Origin of the sequence: Streptomyces sp. NPDC005898 (assembly GCF_040629635.1) — a bacterium.
Classification (GTDB): domain Bacteria; phylum Actinomycetota; class Actinomycetes; order Streptomycetales; family Streptomycetaceae; genus Streptomyces.
Window position 1 is genome coordinate 97,638 of sequence record NZ_JBEXWC010000003.1, and the last position, 18,081, is coordinate 115,718.

Genomic DNA, 18,081 nt, shown 5'->3' on the forward strand with positions numbered 1-18,081 from the left:
CTCCGGGGTGTCCACGGGGGCGTGGGCCGGGTCACTTTCGCGGGGTCGCCAGGGGGCGGGGACTGTGAGCCCACCCATAGGGGCCACGTCACATGCTAAAGACGGTAGTGGTCGGCGAGGGCCGCGCCGGGCGGGCCCGTAAGCCTTCGGAGGCGTTCTGACCTGCGTATCTGCGGCCTTCGGTAGTACGTCACACCCTTGCCTTCCCCGCCGGGCACCGCTCACTCTGGCGGAAGTTCCGGGGAGCCCGGCCTCGCACCGAGCGCATCCGTACCGCTCCGCCCGGGCCCTCCCCCACCCCGCCCACGCACCGCATGGAGAGTCACCCCCGCATGGCCACGACCCAGACGCAGCCCCGCACCGCCCGGCTCCGCACGTTCTCCGTCGCCGGCATCGCCACTGCGAGCGCCGCCGCCGCGGCGCTGACCCTTGCCCCCTCCCCCGCCCACGCCGCGGAGCCCACCGGTACGAGCGCCCCCGTCTCCCGGGCCGCGGCGCCCAAGGCGGCCCACGCCGACAACCTCGACGGCTGGATCCGTGAGGCGCTCGCCATCATGAAGGCCAAGGGCATCCCGGGCACCTACGAGGGGCTGCACCGCAACATCATGCGCGAGTCCTCGGGCAACCCGAACGCGCAGAACGGCTGGGACGTCAACGCGCAGAACGGCACCCCGTCCAAGGGGCTGCTCCAGGTCATCCAGCCGACCTTCGAGGCCTACCACGTCGAGGGCACCGCCAACAACCTGACCGACCCGGTGGCCAACATCACCGCCGCGGCCAACTACGCCGCCGACAAGTACGGCTCCATCGACAACGTCGACTCCGCCTACTGAGTCCTCCCCCGTCGACCGCGTCGGCCGACCGCGTCGGCCAAGGCCGGGGGCCGCGGGCCATCCGCCCGACCCGATGCGGTACGAAGGCTTCCGTGAACGAACAGATCCAGCCCGCGCCCCCGCCCGCGACCGTTCGCGTCTTCATCGCCCTCGCCCCGCCCGACGACGCCAAGCGGGAACTGGCCGCCGAGCTGGCTCGCGCTTACCACGCCCATCCGCGCATGCGGTGGAACCGCATCGAGGACTGGCACATCACCCTGGCGTTCCTGGGCGAGGTGCCGAGCGCGGTCGTTCCCGCGCTGTGTCCCCCGCTCGCGGACCTCGCGGCCGCCCGGGCGCCCCTCACACTGGCGCTGCGCGGGGGCGGGCACTTCGACGAGCGCGTGGTGTGGTGCGGGATCGACGGGGAGCTCGACGCGTTGCGGCAGCTCGCCGCCGAGGTGCGTGCCGTGGTCGAGGAGTGCGGTGTGGCCTTTCCGGACCGGCCGCTGCGCCCGCATCTGACGCTGGCCCGGGCACGGCGGGACACGTCCTCGTGCGCGGCGGAGACCGCGGCGGGCCTGACCGGGTTCACGGGCCGCCCGTGGCCGGCCGAGCGTCTGCATCTGGTCGCCAGCAACATCGGCCGCGGTCCGGGGCCGATCCGCTACCGCGACGTCGACGCCTGGCGCTTCGGGGCCCGGAATCGACCGGCCCCGCGCTCGCGCCTCTCCTGGCCCTCGGCGTGACACCCCGGCCGCCGCCGGGGGGTTATCCCCCGGTCAGGACGGAGGTCCGCCTCAGCGCGCCGCCACCGCACCGCCCGTCATGATCGACTCACCGGTCCTTCGGGACACATGAGGTGAGATGGGCGAGGAGCGATCAGGATGACGGTGTACGAGAAGCGGCTCGGTCGGCGGGGGCTGCTGGCGGTGACGGCGGCGGGCGCGGCCACGGCTCTGGCGGCGCCCAGGGCGGGCGCTGCCACGGCAGCAGGCGCGGGCGCGACAGCCGGCGGCACCGGTGGCACGGGGCAGGCCGCCGTCGTACGGGCCATCGAGCGTGCCGCCCACCCGCTGCGCTCCACCGAGCCCGGCACCCGCACCGCCGATCTCCGGGCGCTCGGCGCGATGATCGGTGACGCCGAGGTGGTGGGCCTCGGTGAGGCCACCCACGGCTCGCACGAGTTCTTCGCCATGAAGGAGCGGGTGTTCCGCCACCTCGTCGAGCACGAGGGCTTCACGACGTTCGCCCTGGAGATGAGCTGGTCGGCGGGGCTGCGGATCGACGAGTACCTCCAGGGCGGCGAGGGAGACGCCCGGCGGATCGCCGAGGAGACCCTGGCCGGATCCCCCTGGGAGCGTGCGGAGTTCGTGAGCCTGATCGCCTGGATGCGGGAGCACAACCGCCGGCACCCGAGGCGCAGGGTCCACTTCATGGGCGACGACATCGGCGCCCCCCGGCTCGGCGACGCGCTCTTCGAGCGGGTGCTCTCCCACGTGCGCGAGGCCGACCCGGGCTCGCTGGCACGGCTCACCGCGCTGTACGCGCAACTGCGCCCGCTGGACGACGTCTTCGAGTACCTGAACAGGCCGCTCGCGCTGCGACGGCAGAACGCCGTCAGGGCCCAGCAGGCGCTCGACATGGTCACCGCGGGCAAGGGGGCGGGCGGCACCGGACACACGTGGGCCGTGCAGCACGCCAGGAACATCGCGCAGACCTTCGCCTTCACCGCGCTGGACGTCACCGACCCGGCCTCGGTGGCCGCGGCCGAGCACCTGCGCGATCGCGCGATGGCCGACAACATCACATGGTGGCATCACGAGACCGGGCACAAGATTCTGCTGTCGGCGCACAACGGCCACGTCGGCCTTCTCTCGACCGACCCCGTGATGTACCCCAAGACGCAGGGCTCCTACCTGCGCGACGCCCTCGGCCGGAACTACGTCATCATCGGCTTCACCTTCGCCGGCGGTTCGTTCCTCACCCAGGATGCCGCTCTTGGCGGGGACTGGCGCGAGACCACCGTGCCGCCCGCGAGCCCCGACATGCACGAGTACACCCTCGACCGGGTGCGCCACCGGGACTTCTACGTCGATCTGCGCGACGTCCCGGCCCCGGCCGGCGCCTGGCTGGACACCGCCCGCCCCGTCTACGACGCCGGCTCGACCTACACGCCGGACCCGCTCCCCACCCTGGCCCTCGGCAGGGCCTACGACGTTCTCGTCCACCTGCACCGGGTCCGCGCCGCCCAGAAGCTCTGACCCGGGGAGCGCGTCAGGCCGTGGCGTGGTCCCGGTCGGGGTTTTCCGGGGATGAGGTGCGGTCGGCCTCGTCGTGGACGAGCAGGGACAGCAACGACGCCACGGCCAGGCCCGATTCGGCCGGGTGGCGCAGCACCTTGCTGGGGTCGATCCGGTAGGTGTTGGTGCGGCCCTCCCTCGTGTGGGAGAGATAACCGTCCGCTTCGAGATCGGCGATGATCTTCTGGACCGCGCGCTCGGTGAGGCGGCAGTGTGCGGCGATGTCGCGGATACGGGCGTTGTGATCATCCGCGATGGCGGCCAGCACCCGCGCGTGATTGGTGAGAAACGTCCATCCGGTGTGTGGCTCGGGCACTCCATCCATGCGTCAACTCTAGCGATGATGCGTACGTGTTTTCAAAAACACGTACTGCGTTTCAGGTATTAATTGACGTGTGTGGGCTGCGGAGGGCAGCCTAGGAGCGGCGCTGGGTGAAACGAGAGGGAGAGGCCATGCCGGAGCCTGTACACCCCGAATCCCTCGAGCAGGAGGGTGGGCACGACGGGCGGGGTGATCGAACACCGGTGTCCCGGACGGCCGCGGCGCCGACGGCCGGCTTCGACTCCTCGGTCGAGGGCGAGCGGCTGCGGGTCGTTCTGCGAGGAGAGCTGGACCTGGAGGCGGGTCGGCTGCTGCGGCCCGATCTGCGGCAGACCGTGAGCCGGTCGGCGCGCGTCATCGACCTCGACCTGAGCGGGGTGGACTTCTGCGACTGCTCGGGGCTCAATCTGCTGCTCGGCCTGCGCCAGTCGGCGCTCGAACAGGGCAAGATCCTCACGATCGGCCACAGCAGTCCCTGGGTCGACCGGTTGCTCGACCTGACCGGCACCCGCCATCTGTTCGCGCCCGTGGAGCAAGGAGGCGGGCACAGCCCGGCGGCGGCCGACCACGGACCCGAGAAGGGCGAGGAGGCCGGTAAGGGCGCGGAGAGCGAACAGGATCTGCGGGCCGTGGTCGCCCAGTTGCAGCGGGCCATGCAGACCAGGCCCACCATCGACCTGGCGCGCGGCATGCTGATGTCCTCCTTCAACCTCAGCCCCGAGGCCGCCTGGGACGTCCTGGTCTCGGCGTCGCAGAACACCAACACCAAGCTGCACCGCCTGGCCGGGGAGCTGGTGGGCACGGCGTCGGGCAACGCGCTGCCCGACGCCGTGCGCAGGCAGCTGGCGGTCGCGATCGCCAGGACGGACACCGCCCGCCCGACGCCCGGCACCGGAACGACGACGAGCACTCCGCTCCCCGCGTCCGAGCCGCTCGGCACACCACCGGCCTGCGGGCCCTGAACCCCGCGCACCTGCTGGCACGGCGTCACGTCAGAGGCGCGTCAGCGCCGGCGGCCACGCTGCCAGGACCCGGCGGGAGGGACGAGGGCGATGCGCCTACAGCGGTGGCGGTGGCGGACGGGCGCGGCGCTGATCGCGGTGGGGGGTGCCGTGGCGGCCTCCGTCGGCGCGGGCGCCCCGACCGCGCAGGCCGCTGTCTCGGCGGTGAACATCACGGCGGTGCACAGCGGCAAGTGCCTGGAGACCAAGGACTCCTCCCCGTCCCAGGACGCCCCCGTCGTACAGGCGGACTGCACCGGACAGGCCGGCGCCGAATGGTACGTCCGCGAATCCGCCAGCGGCGGCAACACCCTCAACATCGTCAACGCCCACAGCAACCTCTGCCTGACCGTCCCCGACCCCGCCTCCGCCCGCGCCGGCACCCGGACCCGCCAGGGCAACTGCGCCGTCACGGCCGGGGCCGACTTCCGGCTCGTCGACACCGGCACCGCGTACGTCCGGATCCAGGCCGCCGCACCGGCGCCCGCCCTCTGCCTCGACGTCGCCTCCGGCTCCCACGCGATCGGCGTGCCGGTGCAACTCGCCACCTGCGAGGGTCAGTCCGGGTCCGGCTTCGCGCAACGGCTGCCTCGCGTGGGCAACGAAGTGCCGCTCGATCCACCGCCGCCCGGCACTCCCACCGCGCCCCCGGAGCGGGTCAGCGTCGCCTCCGGCGGTGGCCAGTCCAAGCCGGTCTCCGACTCCCACGGCGCTTCGGCCGTCAGCGCGGACGGGCGTCACGTGGCCTTCGTCTCCAACGCGGCGGACCTGGTGGCGGGCGACACCAACGGCTACGGCGACGTGTTCGTACGCGATCTCCAGGCCGGCACCACGCGGCGGGTCAGCGTCGCGAGCGACGGCACCCAGGGCAACTCCGGATCGTCCGAACCCTCCCTCAGCGCCGACGGACGCCATGTGGCCTTCACGTCCGACGCGTCGAACCTGGTCCCCGGCGACACCAACCGCTCAGGTGACGTCTTCGTACGCGACCTCCAGACCGGCACCACCCGGCGGGTCAGCGTCGCCACCGACGGCACCCAGGGCAACTCCGGATCGTCCGAACCCTCCCTCAGCGCCGACGGACGCCATGTGGCCTTCGCGTCCTTCTCCGCCACCCTGGTGCCCGAGGACGTCAACAACGAATGGGACGTCTTCGTCCGCGATCTGGCGAGCGGGACCACCCGGCGCGTCAGTGAGACCGGCGGCGGCAACGACGGCTACGACAGCTCGACCGCTCCGGCCATCAGCGCGGACGGCGGGCACATCGCCTATGTCTCCAACTCCGCCGCGCTCGTCCCCGGTGACACGAACAATCAGCACGACGTCTTCGTCTGGTCCCGGCAGAGCGGCGCCACCGAGCGGGTCAGCGTCGCCGACGACGAGAGCGAGGGCAACGGCCACGCCGCCGCGCCGTCGATCAGCGCGGACGGCCGGCACATCGCCTTCGCCTCCCATGCGACGAACCTGGTCAGGGGCGACAGCAACGGCAAGCAGGACGTCTTCCTGCGCGACCGGCAGAGCGGCACGACCGAACGCGTCAGCCTCTCGGTCGGTGGCGGCCAGGGCAACGGCTACGCGGCGGACGCGGCGCTCAGCGGGGACGGACGGTACGTCGTCTTCACCTCCGGCTCGACCAATCTGCTCGTGCGCGACACCAACGGCGTGGCCGACGTGTTCGTACGGGACCGGCAGAACGGTGTCACCCACCGGGTCAGCACCTCGGGCAGCGGGATCGAGGCGGACGCGCTGTGCTCCTCGGCGTCGGTCAGCGCCGACGGACGCTCCGTCGCCTTCGCCTCCGGTGCCACCAACCTCGTCGCCGACGACAGCAACGGCCGCCCCGACGTGTTCGTCCGTCGCCTCGTTCCCTAGTGCCACACGTCCCCATGCCCCCCGTTTTCCAAGGAGCTTGATCATGCGTCAGTTCGTGTGGTCGCGTCGGATGCGGCTGCTGAGCGTCCCGTCGGCGGTCGTCATGGCGGTGGCCTCGCTCTCGCTGGGCGTTCCCGCCGCGCATGCCGCGTCCGCCGTGAACGTCGTCGCCGTCCACAGCGGCAAGTGCCTGGAGACCAAGGACTCCTCCCCGTCCCAGGACGCCCCCGTCGTACAGGCGGACTGCACCGGACAGGCCGGCGCCGAATGGTACGTACGGGAATCCCCCAGCGGGGGCGGCACGCTCAACATCGTCAACGCCCACAGCAACCTCTGCCTGACCGTCCCCGACCCCGCCTCCGCCCACGTCGGCACCCACACCCGCCAGGGCAACTGCACCGCACCGGCCGGCGCCGACTTCCGGCTCCTGGACACCGGCAGCGAGCATGTGGCGATCCAGGCGGCCGGGCCCGCTCCCGCCCTCTGCCTCGACGTCGCCTCCGGCACCCATGAGGCGGGGTCCGCACTGCAACTGGCACAGTGCTACGGCCAGTCGGGCAGCGGATTCATGCAGCGGGCGCCCCGGGTGGGGAATGAGAGCCCGCTGGACGACCCGCCCGTCCTGCCTCCCGCCACCGTGGCCGAACGGGTCAATGTGGCCTCGGGCGGCGCCCAGACGACCGCGCAGCTCATGGACGCCGCGCCGGTCCTGAGCGGGGACGGGCGCTACGCCGCTTTCACCTCCGACGCGACGACCCTCGTACCCGGCGACAAGAACGCGGCGGCGGACGTGTTCGTACGGGACCGGACGGCGGGCGTCACCGAACGCGTCAGCCTCACCGACGGCGGCGCCGAGAGTCAGCCCGCCGAGTGGTCCGACGAGCCGTCGATCAGCGCGGACGGACGGTACGTGGCCTTCGAGTCCGTCGCGCGGGGCCTGGTGGCCGGTGACACCAACGGGCACCGGGACGTCTTCGTGCGCGACCGCGCCGGCGGCACCACGCGGCGGGTCAGCGTCAGCAGCGGCGGTGTCCAGGGCAACGGGTGGTCGTTCTCACCGTCGGTCAGTGGTGACGGGCGGTACGTCGCCTTCGTCTCGGGCGCGAGCAACCTCGTGCCGGGTGACACGAACGGCGCCGACGACGTCTTCGTCCACGACCGGCAGACCGGGACCACGCAGCGCGTGAGTGTCTCGGGCGGGGGCGCCCAGGGCAACGGGGGGTCGACGGCGGCGGCGATCAGCGCGGATGGGCGGCAGGTCGCCTTCACCTCCTCGGCGACCAACTTCACTGCAGGTGACACCAATGCCGCCGACGACGTCTTCGTACGCGACCTGCAGAGCGGCACCACGCAGCGCGTGAGCGTGAGTGGCGGCGGGGGCCAGGGCGACCGGGGCTCGATGACCCCGTCCCTCAGCGCCGACGGGCGCCACGTCGCCTTCTCGTCGAGCGCCACCAACCTTGTGGCCGGCGACACCAACGGGCGCATCGACGTGTTCGTGCGGGACCGGCAGTCGGGCACCACGCAGCGCGTGAGCGTGGCCGACAACGGCACGCAGGGCGACGGGCATTCGGGAGGTGCGTCGATCGGCGCCGACGGGCGCCATGTCGCGTTCTCGTCCTCGGCCGCCAACCTCATCGCCCGTGACGCCAACGGGGTGAGCGATGTGTTCGTCCACGACCGGCAGTCCGGCGGGACGCGGCGCGTCAGCACCGCCCACACCGACGGGCAGGACGTCGACCACTATTCGTCCGAGGCCGCCATCAGCGCCGACGGGGCGGTCGTCGCCTTCTCCTCCGCCGCATCGGACCTGGTCCCGGGCGACACCAACGGCACGTACGACGTCTTCGTGCGGCGCGGTGTCGCCTGAGGGAGTGGGTCAGCGCACGTCGACGTAGTCGCCGGCGGCCTTGACCCCGGGCGTCGTCGCGTTCCCTGCGAAGTTCCAGCGGAAGTAGCCGTCGGTGGCGGCCTTGACCGTGGTCTTCAGGTTGCCCTTGGTGTCGGACTTCACGGACTTCACGGCCGTGTAGGTCGTGGCGCCCTTCTTCTTGAACTCAAGCTGCGCGGGCTGGTTGGTGTAGCCCGCGTACTTGTGGGTCTCCCAGTTGGCGCGGGTCAGCGCACCGGTGACGGTGAGCGTCTTGCCCTTCTTGATGGGCTCCGGCGAGGCGTCCGCCGTCAGCTTGGACAGGCGCTGCACCTTGAAGGTGCCGGCCTTCTCCAGAAGGACGGTGTCGATGTCCTTCGCCGTCACCATCGTGTCGACGTACCAGGCACCGGCCGGGCTGTTGTCGTAGAAGTCGGTGTCCGGGTCGAGCGTGAACTTCGCCGTGCACGTCGCGGTCGTCGCGCTCGAGTCCACGCACTTGGGCGCCGAGGCGGGCAGGGCGATCGCGGAGGCCGGACCGTACAGGGTGATGTCGGCCTCTTCGATGCCGGAGTCGTCGGACGCCGTCACGGAGACCGTGAAGGACTGCGCGGCGGTGGTGCCGAGCACGATCGGCTTGCCGCCGTTGACGGTGACCTTGTCGATGGTCACGTCGGCGGACGGGGCGGCGAAGGCGCTGGGCGCCATGATGCCGGTCGCGGCCAGGGCCGAGCCGAGCACGGCGATGCGGATGCGGTGACGCATGAATCCCCCCACGGGATAATGGTGACGCCGGAGTTGACGATCCGCTCCGGCAGAAGTTGTGATCACGACGACTCTACGTTCTTCACCGCGTCTTCATCAGTGTGTTGATCACCACGCGTGTCGCGTACAACCCCCGCGTCCTCAGCCCGGCCGGCCAGGCGCCCGGAAGAAACGCGCGAGGGAGGACGCGAGTGGTTCCGGGGCGTCTTCCGCCATGTGGTGACCGGAGTCGATGCCGTGGCCCCGTACGTCCGGTGCCCACCGGCGCCAGATCTTCAGCGGGTCCCCGTACAGATCCTCCAGGTCGTCCCGGAGCGACCACAGGATCAGGGCCGGGCACTGGATGCGGGTCCCCGCGGCACGGTCCTCCTCCTCGTGCCGGCGGTCGATGGTGAGGCCGGCGCGGTAGTCCTCCAGCATCGCCCGCACCACGGCGGGGTTCCGCGTGGCCGCGCGCCACTCCTCGTGGTTCTCCCGCCCCATGCGTTGCGGGTCGCCGCGATACCAGGCGTCCGGGTCGGCGTTGATGACCCGCTCGGGGATGTCCGGCTGGGCGAAGAAGAACCAGTGCCACCACTGCGTGGCGAACTCGGCCGTGATCCGGGACAGGTGCTCGCTCAGGGGCAGGCAGTCGAGCAGCGCCACCCGCTCGACCGCGTCGGGATGATCGAGTGCGAGACGCAGCGCGACACAGCCCCCGCGGTCGTGCCCGACCAGCGCGAACCTGTCGTGGCCGAGGGAGCGCATCACCTCGACGACGTCACCGGCGACGGCCCGCTTGGAGTACCCGGCATGGTCCGCGGTCGGCTCCGGACCGGTGGAGCGGCCGTATCCCCGCAAGTCGGGACAGACCACGCTGAAGCCGTGCCGGACGAGGAGCGGGGCGACGCGATGCCAGGTCGCGGAGGTACGGGGGTGGCCGTGCAGCAGGACCACCGGTGGCCCCTCGCCACCGTGCCGGACGAAAATGGATGCCTCGTCGAGCTGAACCCGCCTGGTCTCGAAGTCCTCGAACAAAGTCCGCCCCTCCGTATTCGTCGGCGTATTGCACCGGTCGGTCCCGGGGTTCCCCGCAGTGACGGGCCGACACCACCGCGCCGGTGTCCGGTCGGTCGGGTCAGCCGCGGCCGCGCATCGTGGCTGCGCGCTCCGCGTACCCCTGCGGGTCCGCCCGTACGTCCCTGACGACCAGGGCCGCCGATCCGCGGGCCGCGTCGCCGGCCACCGACGAGGCGCGCAGTCTGCCGCTGCCCGCGCTCCACAGGCCGGAGACGACGCGGCGCTCCAGACACCGTTCGATCGGGTCGCGCAGCCAGGGCATCAGGGCGCGGAAGGTGCCGCCGAGGACGACCGCGTCCGGGTCCACGAGGTTCACGGCGCCGGACAGCACGAGGCCCAGGGTGCGCCCGGCGGCCGCGATGGCGGCGCGTGCCTGATCGTCGCCCTCCAGCGCCCTGCGCTCCAGCGCGGCGACGCCCGGCTGCCCGGCGTCCTCGGCGATGCCCGCCGCGCGCAACAGCGCCGCCTGTCCCGCGTACTGCTCCAGGCAGCCACGCGCGCCGCAGCGGCACTCGGGCCCCTCCTCGTCCACGACGAAGTGTCCTATCTCGCCGGCGAACCCGTGGGCGCCGCCCAGCAGTTCGCCGTCGACGAGCAGGGCGCCGCCGATCCCGATCTCGCCGGTGAGGTAGAGGAAGCTGCGGACCTTGCCGAGCCGCCCGAACCACAGCTCGGCGAGCGCCGCGGCGTCCGCCTCGTTGCCCGTGGTCACCGGCAGCGGGCGCGGGGCGGGGTCGGCGGCGGGGTGCGGCGGTCGCATGAGCCGCAGCTTCGACAGGGCCTGGGCGAACATGCCCTCGGCGGCGACGCGGTTCCACCGCAGGTTCGGGGCGTGGCGCACCACGCCGCCGGAGACCAGTCCGGGCAGGGCCAGATGGGCCGCCGCGGGGTGCAGATCCTGCTCCGCCGCCGACTCCAGGGCGTGGGCGGCGATCCGCGCGGCGCGTGCGATGACCTCGGTGGGCGGCACGTCGCGGTTGTCGACGTGTTCGGTCAGGCGCACCCGGTCGGTGCCCGCGAGGTCGACGACGCAGACGGTGACGTAGTCGATGTTGATCTCCACGCCGAGCCCGGCGAATCCGGTGCGCGCCACCTTCAGGACCGTGCCGGGGCGCCCCGCCTGACCGCTGAACGCCTTGCCGGACTCCGTCAGGAAGCCGCCGGCCAGCAGCTCTTCCGTCAACGAGGACACGGCCGCGCGGGTCAGCCCCGAGCGGCCCGCGACGGCGGCCCGGGTGGTCTCGCCCTCGTCGTGCACGGCACGGAGCACGAGGCTCAGGTTGTGCCGGCGCACCGTGTCCTTGTCCGCCTTGGGTTCCAGCGGCGTGCGGTGGTTCGTCATGGTGGGATCGAGGGTAACGGCTGCTAGGCGGCCTTCTTCCGGTCGAACCAGATGGTCGCCGCCGTGGGCACGAGCCCCGCCCAGAACAGGAGCTGCGGCACGGACCGGTCGGTCCAGGGGAGCTCGGCGATCAGCACGGCGCACAGCATCGCCCAGGCCGCCTGCGCGAGGACGACGCGCGCCCAGCGGCCCCGGCGGATCAGGGAGCGGACGTTGAGCCGCACACCCGCGCGCAGCCGGCGATAGCGGCGCCAGGCACCGAAGGCCCAGATCGCGCCCATGATGCACAGGAACCACAGGCGCTGGCCCACGGGCACGGGCAGCTCGGGGGCGGGCCGGTCCTCGGCGGGGAAGACGTCGACCATGGCGCCCGCCAGCGCCACGCAGAGGACGGCGAGCCAGCGGGTGCCGCGCAGGAGGCGGTAGGTGGCGTGGTCCAGTTGCTCCCGCATGTCGGCGGAGTTCGGTTCGGCGGCGAGCGCGTCCGCGTACAGGTCGGCGGCCTCGGTGGCCCCGACGCCCGGGGCCCGTGCCGCCTTCCTCGTCTGCCGGGCGAGGGCCTCGGCGTGCTGCGGGTCGATGCGCAGGATGGCCTCGTCGAGCATGTCGGAGACCGTGCCGTTCCCGGCCGTGCTGGCGATGCGGTGCGCGATCTCGTGGGCGTAGAGGTCCTCGGGGCCCAGCCGGAGTGCCTCCATCGCCAGGTCGGCGGCTTCCCGGGTGATGCGGTCGATCACGTCGGCGGTGAGCTGTCGGGCGCCGCTCTCCTTGCCGTAACGGACCAGCGCCTCGCGCCACACGGCGTCGGCGAGCATGGCGTACGCGAACGAGTCCTCGGGCGCGACGCGGATCAGCTCGCGCAGCACGGGCTGGACCTTGAGCCAGCCGTTGTCGCGCACCATCGCCTGGGCGCGCAGCCTGAGCGCGCCGTAGTCCTCGGGGGCCAGCCCGAGGGCCTCGTCGGCGGCGGCCGCCGCCTCCTTGGGCTGCTCCGTGTTGAGGTGGCAGTAGCCCATCTTGACCCAGGCGCGCACGTCGCCGGGGTCCTCGGCGAGGCGGCCGGCCAGCAGGGCCTTCGCCTGGTCGTAGCGGTCGAGTTCGATCAGGGCCTGAGCCTTCTCGACGGCCGGGTGCAGCGCGTTCACAGCTTCCGCTTCTTCTTCAGGTAGGTGACCAGATCGTCGTACGTGCCGCCCTCGTTGGCGTACATGGCGACGTTGCGTGCCGAGGCGAACCACGGCTCGGCGGACGGGACCGTCTGCTTCGCGGCGCCCAGCAGGTCCTTCATGCCGATCATGCGGACGGTGCCGGTGCGCGCCGAGTCCAGCAGGGCGCTTTCGGCCGCCGCCTCGCACAGGTGGGCGAGGTCGGCGCCGGACAGGCCGTCGGTGACCTTGACGAGCTTGCCCAGGTCGATGTTCTCGACGGGGCGTTCGGCGAGGTGGTAGCGGAGGATGCTCTCGCGGGCCGGGGCGTCGGGCGGCAGGACGAGCAGCGTGCGGTCCAGGCGCCCGGGCCTGCGCAGGGCGATGTCCACGTCCCAGGGCGCGTTGGTGGCGGCGAGCACGAAGACGCCTTCGTTGGCGGCGGAGTCGATGCCGTCCAGCTCGGTCAGGAGCTGGTTGACGGTGTTGCGCATGCCGCTGTGCTGGGTGCGGCTGCGCTTGGCGCCGAGCGCGTCGAGTTCGTCGAGGAAGACGACGCAGGGCGCCTGGCGGCGGGCCGTCCGGAAGATCTCGTGCATGTTGCGCTCGGAGTTGCCGATCCACATGTCCAGGACGTCGTTGACCGACACGGACAGGAATCCCGCCCCGAGTTCACCGGCGATCGCGCGGGCGATGAAGGTCTTGCCGCAGCCGGGCGGTCCGTACAGCAGGAGTCCGCCGCGCAGGCTCTTGCCGTAGAGCTTGCGCAGCTCGGGGTTGCGCATCGGGGCGAGGAACGCGGCCTCCAGGCGTTCCTTGACCTCCCGCATGCCGCCGACGTCCGCCAGGCGGATCGTGCCGGGCGTGTCGACGTCCCAGGCGGAGGCGTCCCCCGGCTCGCCGCTGCCGTCGGCGGTCAGGGGGGCCTCGACGAAGCGGGGCGGGATCACGTCGCCGACCTGGTCCGCGGCGGCACGCCAGTCGAAACCGGCGCGGCCCTTGGGCTCCTCGGGCGCGGACGCGGACGCCGGGACGGTCACGGGCGGCTGGTCCTGCGGGGACGCGGGCGCGGGCTGCGTTCCGGGCGCGGGGACGGGCGCGCCCATCGCGCGGGCCATCAGCGTACGGGCCTGGGCGTCGCCCGGGGCGTGCTGCAGCGCGACCGCGACCTCCGCGACCGCGGCGTCCGGCTGCCCGGCGCCCAGCAGCATCTCCGCCAGATGCAGCCGCAGGGGCACGTCGGCGGGTGCCGCTTCGACAGCGGTGCGCAGGCTTCGTATCAGGGGGGAGTCCTCGGACATGCCGCCACCTTATGTACACGCCTTCCGCGCTCCCCCGCCGGGCGGCGGATCTTGGGCGGGGGAGGTCAGGCCGGTGTCAGCGGGCTGCGCGAGTATCCCGCCAGGAAACGGATCCACGGAAGGACGAGGAGATCCCATGAGGCGAAGAAACGGTGGTGTGCTGCTCGCGACCGCCATCGCCACGACGGGTCTGCTGGGCACGGCGCCCGCACCGGCCGGGGCCGCGGCCTCGGTCACGCCGTGCGTCATGCGGGAGGGCCATCCGCACACGGACTGGACCGGCATGAAATGGGACGCCGACATCCTGTGCGACAACACGCCGGGCGATGTGCGCCTCCAGTCGTTCACGGGCAGCCCGGTGGTCGGCCGGATGGTGACCACCCGCAGCTGGTTCGTGTGCTGGAAGGTCGGCGACCCGCACGCCGGGGGCAACAACATCTGGTACTACACGCAGGCCGACGAGGTGGTCTCGCGGCCGACCGCGCAGGGCTGGGGCTACATGCCCGCCGTGATGCTGGAGACCACCGAGGACCCGGTGCCGGGTCTGCCCAAGTGCTCATGGGGCTGAGGGAGTTGCTACGTATGGACGCGAAGAGGGGCGGCGGCCGTCCGACACCACGGGAGCGGCGTGGCGCGGGGCGCCGGTTCGCCGGGGCGCTGCTGGCCGCCGCGGCGGCCTCGATGTGCCTGCCCGCGAGCGCCGGCGCCTCGACCGCGGCGGCGGGTACCGGCGCCGCAGCGGCGGGGCCGGTCTGTTACCTCCGTGACGGTGTGCGGCACACCGACGCCAAGGGACACACGTACACGAAGGACCTGTACTGCGAGAACACGGTGGCGGACGTCTTCGCCACCCCGGAGGTGTACGGGACGGTCATCGCCAAGCTGAAGACGTCACCGAGCTGGTTCGTGTGCTGGCAGAGCGGTGACCTGCATCAGGGCGGCAACCGCATCTGGTACTACACGCAGGGCGACGAGGTGACCAACTGGCCGCTGTGGAAGGGCTGGGGGTACGTGCCGGCGTTCCGCGTGGAGACCGAGCCCGATCCGTTCCCCGGCCTGCCGGCCTGCCTGCCCAGCTGAGCGGCGCCCTCCGCCCCCGGCCCCCCGCTCGTCCACCGCACCGGCCCGCTCGCGGAGCCGGTGCGTCCATCGGACCGACTCGTCCATCGAACCGACTCGCTTGTCGAACCGAGGAGTGAACTCATGGCGTTCCCCACCGTCTTGCGGCCCGCGCGGATCGCGGCGTCGGCCCTCGCCCTGGCGGCGGCCGTCACCTGGCCCGCCGCCACCCCGGCCTCGGCGGCGCCCGCCGCCGCGAGCGCGGACGAGGCCACCTGCGTGCTGCGGCCAGGAGTGGCCCACAAGGACACGCTCGGCAACGCCTTCTCCGGCGACCTGTACTGCGCCAACGCCCCGGGGGACCTGTACGGGCGCCCGGCCTTCGACGCTCCGGTCACAGGTCGGCTGCAGACGACCCAGAGCTGGTTCGTCTGCTGGTCGTACGGCGAGGCGCACAAGGGCGGGAACAACGTCTGGTACTACACGCAGGGCGACGAGGCGGTGAACCTGCCGAGCCTCCAGGCGTGGGGCAACGTGCCGGCGAGCAGCGTCCTCACCTCCACCGACCCCTTCCCCGGCCTGCCCCGCTGCCCCTGGCACTGACCGCGCCGCGCCGCCGGTGGGAGTGGGGGCGCGCCCGGCCCGGCCCACCGGGAGGGCGCCGCGCTGCCATCCGCGTGTTGATCACCTAGACTCGTCCGATGGCGAAGTACTTCGACGTGCACCCCGACAATCCTCAGCGGCGCAGCATCACCACCGTGGTCGACAGCATCCGCGCCGACGCGCTCATCGCGTATCCCACGGATTCCTGCTACGCGCTGGGATGCCGGCTGGGCAGCCGCGACGGCATCGGCAGGATCCGTGCGATCCGTGATCTCGACGAGCGCCATCACTTCACCCTCATGTGCCGGAACTTCGCACAGCTGGGTCAGCTCGTCCATCTCGACAACGACGTGTTCCGCGCGATCAAGGCCGCCACTCCCGGCCGGTACACCTTCATCCTCCCCGCGACGAAGGAAGTCCCCCGCCAGCTGCTGCACCCGAAGAAGAAGACCGTCGGGGTGCGCATCCCCGACCACACGGTCACCCAGGCGCTGCTGGCCGAGCTCGGCGAACCGCTGCTGTCCAGCACCCTGCTGCTGCCCGACGAGGAGGAGCCGCTGACCCAGGGCTGGGACATCAAGGAGCGGCTCGACCACGTCGTGGACGTCGTCCTGGACTCCGGTGACTGCGGCACCGAGCCGACCACCGTCATCGACTTCTCCAACGGCGAGGCCGAGGTCGTGCGCCACGGCGCGGGCGACACGACGCGTTTCGCCTAGCGGTTCCGGCCGTCGGCTCGCTCGGTGGTCAGCGGCGCCGGCGGCTCTGCGGGGACCAGCCGGCGCCGATGCCCGCGAGGTGTATCGCGGTCAGGGTCAGGCCGAGCAGCATCAGGCTGGTGGTGCCGAAGAAGATGTTGGTCGATGTCTCGGTGAGATGCAGGATCCAGGCAATGCCGAAGACGACGGCGGCGGCGAGAGCGAGCACGGTTACTCCTTCGAGGGGCGCGGTTCGATCCCGCGCGGACAAGGGGGGTGACTCACCCGGCCGCTTGCCCCGGGGTGGGCCTTCCATGCCTGCCGAGCGCGACCGGCTTGGTGGCGGGCTCTGATTCCGCCCGGCCCCAGCGCCGTCTGTGACCCGGCCGGACGGTCCCGCACCCCGTCCCACCAGCGGTTCTCGGCCGCTCTTCCCGACCCGCCATGGCAGGGGCGAACGGGCCCGGCTACTGTCGGCCCCCGTGCGTGGGGAGCGCCCCTCTCCGGGGCCGGGCGGAGCGGCGAGGACAGCGGAGTCCTCGTGGACGTTGTTGCTCACCGAACCACGAGAGCAAGTTCCGAGCGCGCCGCGGGAGAAAAGAACAGCATGACGGAACACCAGACCGGGCCTGGACCCGAGGACGAACAGCGGGCCTCGCGTGAGAGCGAGGCGGACCGGCTCGCCGCCCGGGCCCAGCAGTTGCAACGCCAGGTGGCCGAGCTGGAGGTGCAGGTCCGCGCCCGCCCGAGGATCGCGCTGGCCGAGGGCGTCCTTCTCGAGCGGTACCGCCTGCCGGACGCGGACGCGGCGTTCGATCTGCTGCGCCAGGCCTCTCAGCGGGCCAACATCAAGATGCACCAGCTGGCCACCGTGGTCGCCCGCGCGCCGGGGCCGACGCCGGGTGCCGCCGTGTGGTTCGGGGTGCGGGAGCGCCATCCGGCGCCGCCGCTGGGCACGCTCGGCGCGGGCACCCTCGACGCGCGGAACCAGGGCGAGGTGCTCGGCGCCGCGCTGCGCCGCGTCCTGACCATCACCAGTACGTCCATGGGCAACGTCCAGCTGGTCGAGGACGGTGTGCTGCGCATGGAGAAGCATGCCGGTCTGTCCCGTGAGTTCACCGACTACTTCGCCTTCGTGGACGGGGGCACCTCGTGCTCCCGGGCGGCGAGCGCCAGCCACCAGGTCACCGTCAAGGAGATCGCCTCCTCGCGCGGGTTCGACGACGCCAGCCGGCGCGTGATCCTGTCGGCCGGCAGCCGTGCCTGCCACAGCGTGCCCCTCGTCGACGCGGCCGACAACGTCCACGGCGTCATCTCCTCCCACCACGCGCTGCCCCTCGCCGGCTTCACCCGGACGCAGCTCCTGGCGCTCCAGGACGCCGGCCGGGCGGTCGGCTCGTGGATCGACTGGCATCGGCGCACGGTACTGCTCGACGCCCTGGAGGACCTCCACCGGCTGGCCCGCGACCGCTAGCCCCGGCCGCCCCGGCCGAGTCGTCGCGGAATCTTCACGCTTGGGCGGTCTTATCCGTCGATGTGACGGGCACTCGCACCGCGTCCTCAACGGAAGGGAAGCGGCATGATCGCGGTCGCCGTCCTCCTCCTGCCGGGGCTGGCGTTTGTGCTGTTCGTGATGGCACGTCTGGAAGACGGGCTTCTCGCCGCCAAAGGTGAGACGACGTCCGCCCGACATGCCCGTCATGCCCGTCGGCGGCACCTGCGCCTGATTCCCGGTGGCAGCGACGCACCACCGGCACCACAGCACCACAGGCAACCGCGGAACAGCAAAGCTGCTTGACCGCACGGCCGCGGCCGGGACCCGAAGGGAATTCTCGCGGGTCCCGGCCGCGGCCGTGCGGCAAAGACGACCAGCACCGCCGCGGGGTTTCCCTTCGGATTGTTTTTCTGCCGGAAGGCCCGCAGCAAGGC

General features: G+C 72.2%; 19 protein-coding genes. 12 read left to right on the plus strand and 7 right to left on the minus strand.

Annotation, left to right across the window (positions count from 1 at the left end; all coding sequences use genetic code 11):
- Positions 1-332: 332 nt before the first annotated feature.
- From ABZ385_RS05665 to ABZ385_RS05675, 3 genes are all read left to right on the plus strand, one after another.
- Positions 333-833, plus strand: coding sequence for a transglycosylase SLT domain-containing protein (locus tag ABZ385_RS05665; protein WP_358909846.1), 501 nt, complete (start codon positions 333-335; stop codon positions 831-833).
- 92 nt (positions 834-925) lie between these two features.
- Complete coding sequence (thpR, locus tag ABZ385_RS05670; RefSeq protein WP_358909848.1) at positions 926-1,561, plus strand: RNA 2',3'-cyclic phosphodiesterase; 636 nt, start codon at positions 926-928, stop codon at positions 1,559-1,561.
- A gap of 138 nt (positions 1,562-1,699) precedes the next feature.
- Positions 1,700-3,076 carry an erythromycin esterase family protein gene (locus ABZ385_RS05675; RefSeq protein ID WP_358909849.1) on the plus strand — a complete coding sequence of 459 codons (1,377 nt, stop codon included), beginning with the start codon at positions 1,700-1,702 and terminating at the stop codon, positions 3,074-3,076.
- A gap of 13 nt (positions 3,077-3,089) precedes the next feature.
- Here ABZ385_RS05675 and ABZ385_RS05680 read toward each other — a convergent pair whose 3' ends face one another.
- Entirely contained in the window at positions 3,090-3,440 is a 351-nt protein-coding gene (locus ABZ385_RS05680) for a helix-turn-helix domain-containing protein (RefSeq protein WP_358589719.1), read from the minus strand.
- Between the two features lie 128 nt (positions 3,441-3,568).
- Between ABZ385_RS05680 and ABZ385_RS05685 the strand changes: the two genes are divergently transcribed.
- The 3 genes from ABZ385_RS05685 to ABZ385_RS05695 all read left to right on the plus strand — a co-directional run bounded on the left by ABZ385_RS05685 (position 3,569) and on the right by ABZ385_RS05695 (position 8,180).
- Positions 3,569-4,399, plus strand: coding sequence for an ANTAR domain-containing protein (locus tag ABZ385_RS05685; RefSeq protein ID WP_358909851.1), 831 nt, complete (start codon positions 3,569-3,571; stop codon positions 4,397-4,399).
- A gap of 90 nt (positions 4,400-4,489) precedes the next feature.
- Entirely contained in the window at positions 4,490-6,310 is a 1,821-nt protein-coding gene (locus ABZ385_RS05690) for an RICIN domain-containing protein (RefSeq protein ID WP_358909853.1), read from the plus strand.
- A gap of 43 nt (positions 6,311-6,353) precedes the next feature.
- Positions 6,354-8,180: an RICIN domain-containing protein gene (locus tag ABZ385_RS05695; protein WP_358909855.1), complete on the plus strand. Its 1,827-nt coding sequence runs from the start codon at positions 6,354-6,356 to the stop codon at positions 8,178-8,180.
- A gap of 9 nt (positions 8,181-8,189) precedes the next feature.
- Here ABZ385_RS05695 and ABZ385_RS05700 read toward each other — a convergent pair whose 3' ends face one another.
- The 5 genes from ABZ385_RS05700 to ABZ385_RS05720 form a co-directional block, all read right to left on the minus strand.
- On the minus strand, positions 8,190-8,945 hold the full coding sequence (locus ABZ385_RS05700) for a calcium-binding protein (RefSeq protein WP_358589710.1): 756 nt from the start codon (positions 8,943-8,945) through the stop codon (positions 8,190-8,192).
- Between the two features lie 141 nt (positions 8,946-9,086).
- Positions 9,087-9,962 carry an alpha/beta hydrolase gene (locus ABZ385_RS05705; RefSeq protein WP_358909857.1) on the minus strand — a complete coding sequence of 292 codons (876 nt, stop codon included), beginning with the start codon at positions 9,960-9,962 and terminating at the stop codon, positions 9,087-9,089.
- Between the two features lie 100 nt (positions 9,963-10,062).
- A complete protein-coding gene (locus ABZ385_RS05710) occupies positions 10,063-11,346 on the minus strand; it encodes an ROK family protein (protein WP_358909859.1) in 1,284 nt (427 codons plus the stop codon).
- A 23-nt stretch (positions 11,347-11,369) separates the two neighbouring features.
- On the minus strand, positions 11,370-12,491 hold the full coding sequence (locus ABZ385_RS05715; RefSeq protein WP_358590630.1) for a hypothetical protein: 1,122 nt from the start codon (positions 12,489-12,491) through the stop codon (positions 11,370-11,372).
- Positions 12,488-13,792, minus strand: a complete 1,305-nt coding sequence (locus tag ABZ385_RS05720) for an AAA family ATPase (RefSeq protein WP_358909861.1) — start codon at positions 13,790-13,792, stop codon at positions 12,488-12,490. Before ABZ385_RS05720 ends, ABZ385_RS05715 begins: the two co-directional genes overlap by 4 nt.
- 136 nt (positions 13,793-13,928) lie before the next feature.
- Here ABZ385_RS05720 and ABZ385_RS05725 point away from each other — a divergent pair, with 136 nt between their 5' ends.
- The 4 genes from ABZ385_RS05725 to ABZ385_RS05740 all read left to right on the plus strand — a co-directional run bounded on the left by ABZ385_RS05725 (position 13,929) and on the right by ABZ385_RS05740 (position 16,173).
- Positions 13,929-14,360 carry a hypothetical protein gene (locus tag ABZ385_RS05725; RefSeq protein ID WP_358588740.1) on the plus strand — a complete coding sequence of 144 codons (432 nt, stop codon included), beginning with the start codon at positions 13,929-13,931 and terminating at the stop codon, positions 14,358-14,360.
- A gap of 14 nt (positions 14,361-14,374) precedes the next feature.
- The gene (locus ABZ385_RS05730; protein WP_358588738.1) at positions 14,375-14,872 is read left to right on the plus strand and encodes a hypothetical protein; all 498 of its coding nucleotides are present in this window, start codon (positions 14,375-14,377) and stop codon (positions 14,870-14,872) included.
- A 123-nt stretch (positions 14,873-14,995) separates the two neighbouring features.
- The gene (locus ABZ385_RS05735; RefSeq protein ID WP_358588735.1) at positions 14,996-15,454 is read left to right on the plus strand and encodes a hypothetical protein; all 459 of its coding nucleotides are present in this window, start codon (positions 14,996-14,998) and stop codon (positions 15,452-15,454) included.
- A gap of 98 nt (positions 15,455-15,552) precedes the next feature.
- On the plus strand, positions 15,553-16,173 hold the full coding sequence (locus ABZ385_RS05740; protein WP_358588733.1) for an L-threonylcarbamoyladenylate synthase: 621 nt from the start codon (positions 15,553-15,555) through the stop codon (positions 16,171-16,173).
- 28 nt (positions 16,174-16,201) lie between these two features.
- Here ABZ385_RS05740 and ABZ385_RS05745 read toward each other — a convergent pair whose 3' ends face one another.
- Positions 16,202-16,381, minus strand: a complete 180-nt coding sequence (locus ABZ385_RS05745; protein ID WP_358588731.1) for a hypothetical protein — start codon at positions 16,379-16,381, stop codon at positions 16,202-16,204.
- Positions 16,382-16,759: 378 nt separating this feature from the next.
- On the opposite strand from ABZ385_RS05745, the gene ABZ385_RS05750 reads away from it, so the two are divergent.
- Together ABZ385_RS05750 and ABZ385_RS05755 are read left to right on the plus strand one after the other, a co-directional pair.
- The gene (locus tag ABZ385_RS05750) at positions 16,760-17,626 is read left to right on the plus strand and encodes an ANTAR domain-containing protein (RefSeq protein ID WP_358909863.1); all 867 of its coding nucleotides are present in this window, start codon (positions 16,760-16,762) and stop codon (positions 17,624-17,626) included.
- Between the two features lie 105 nt (positions 17,627-17,731).
- Positions 17,732-17,950 carry a hypothetical protein gene (locus ABZ385_RS05755; RefSeq protein ID WP_358909865.1) on the plus strand — a complete coding sequence of 73 codons (219 nt, stop codon included), beginning with the start codon at positions 17,732-17,734 and terminating at the stop codon, positions 17,948-17,950.
- The last annotated feature ends 131 nt before the right edge of the window (positions 17,951-18,081 follow it).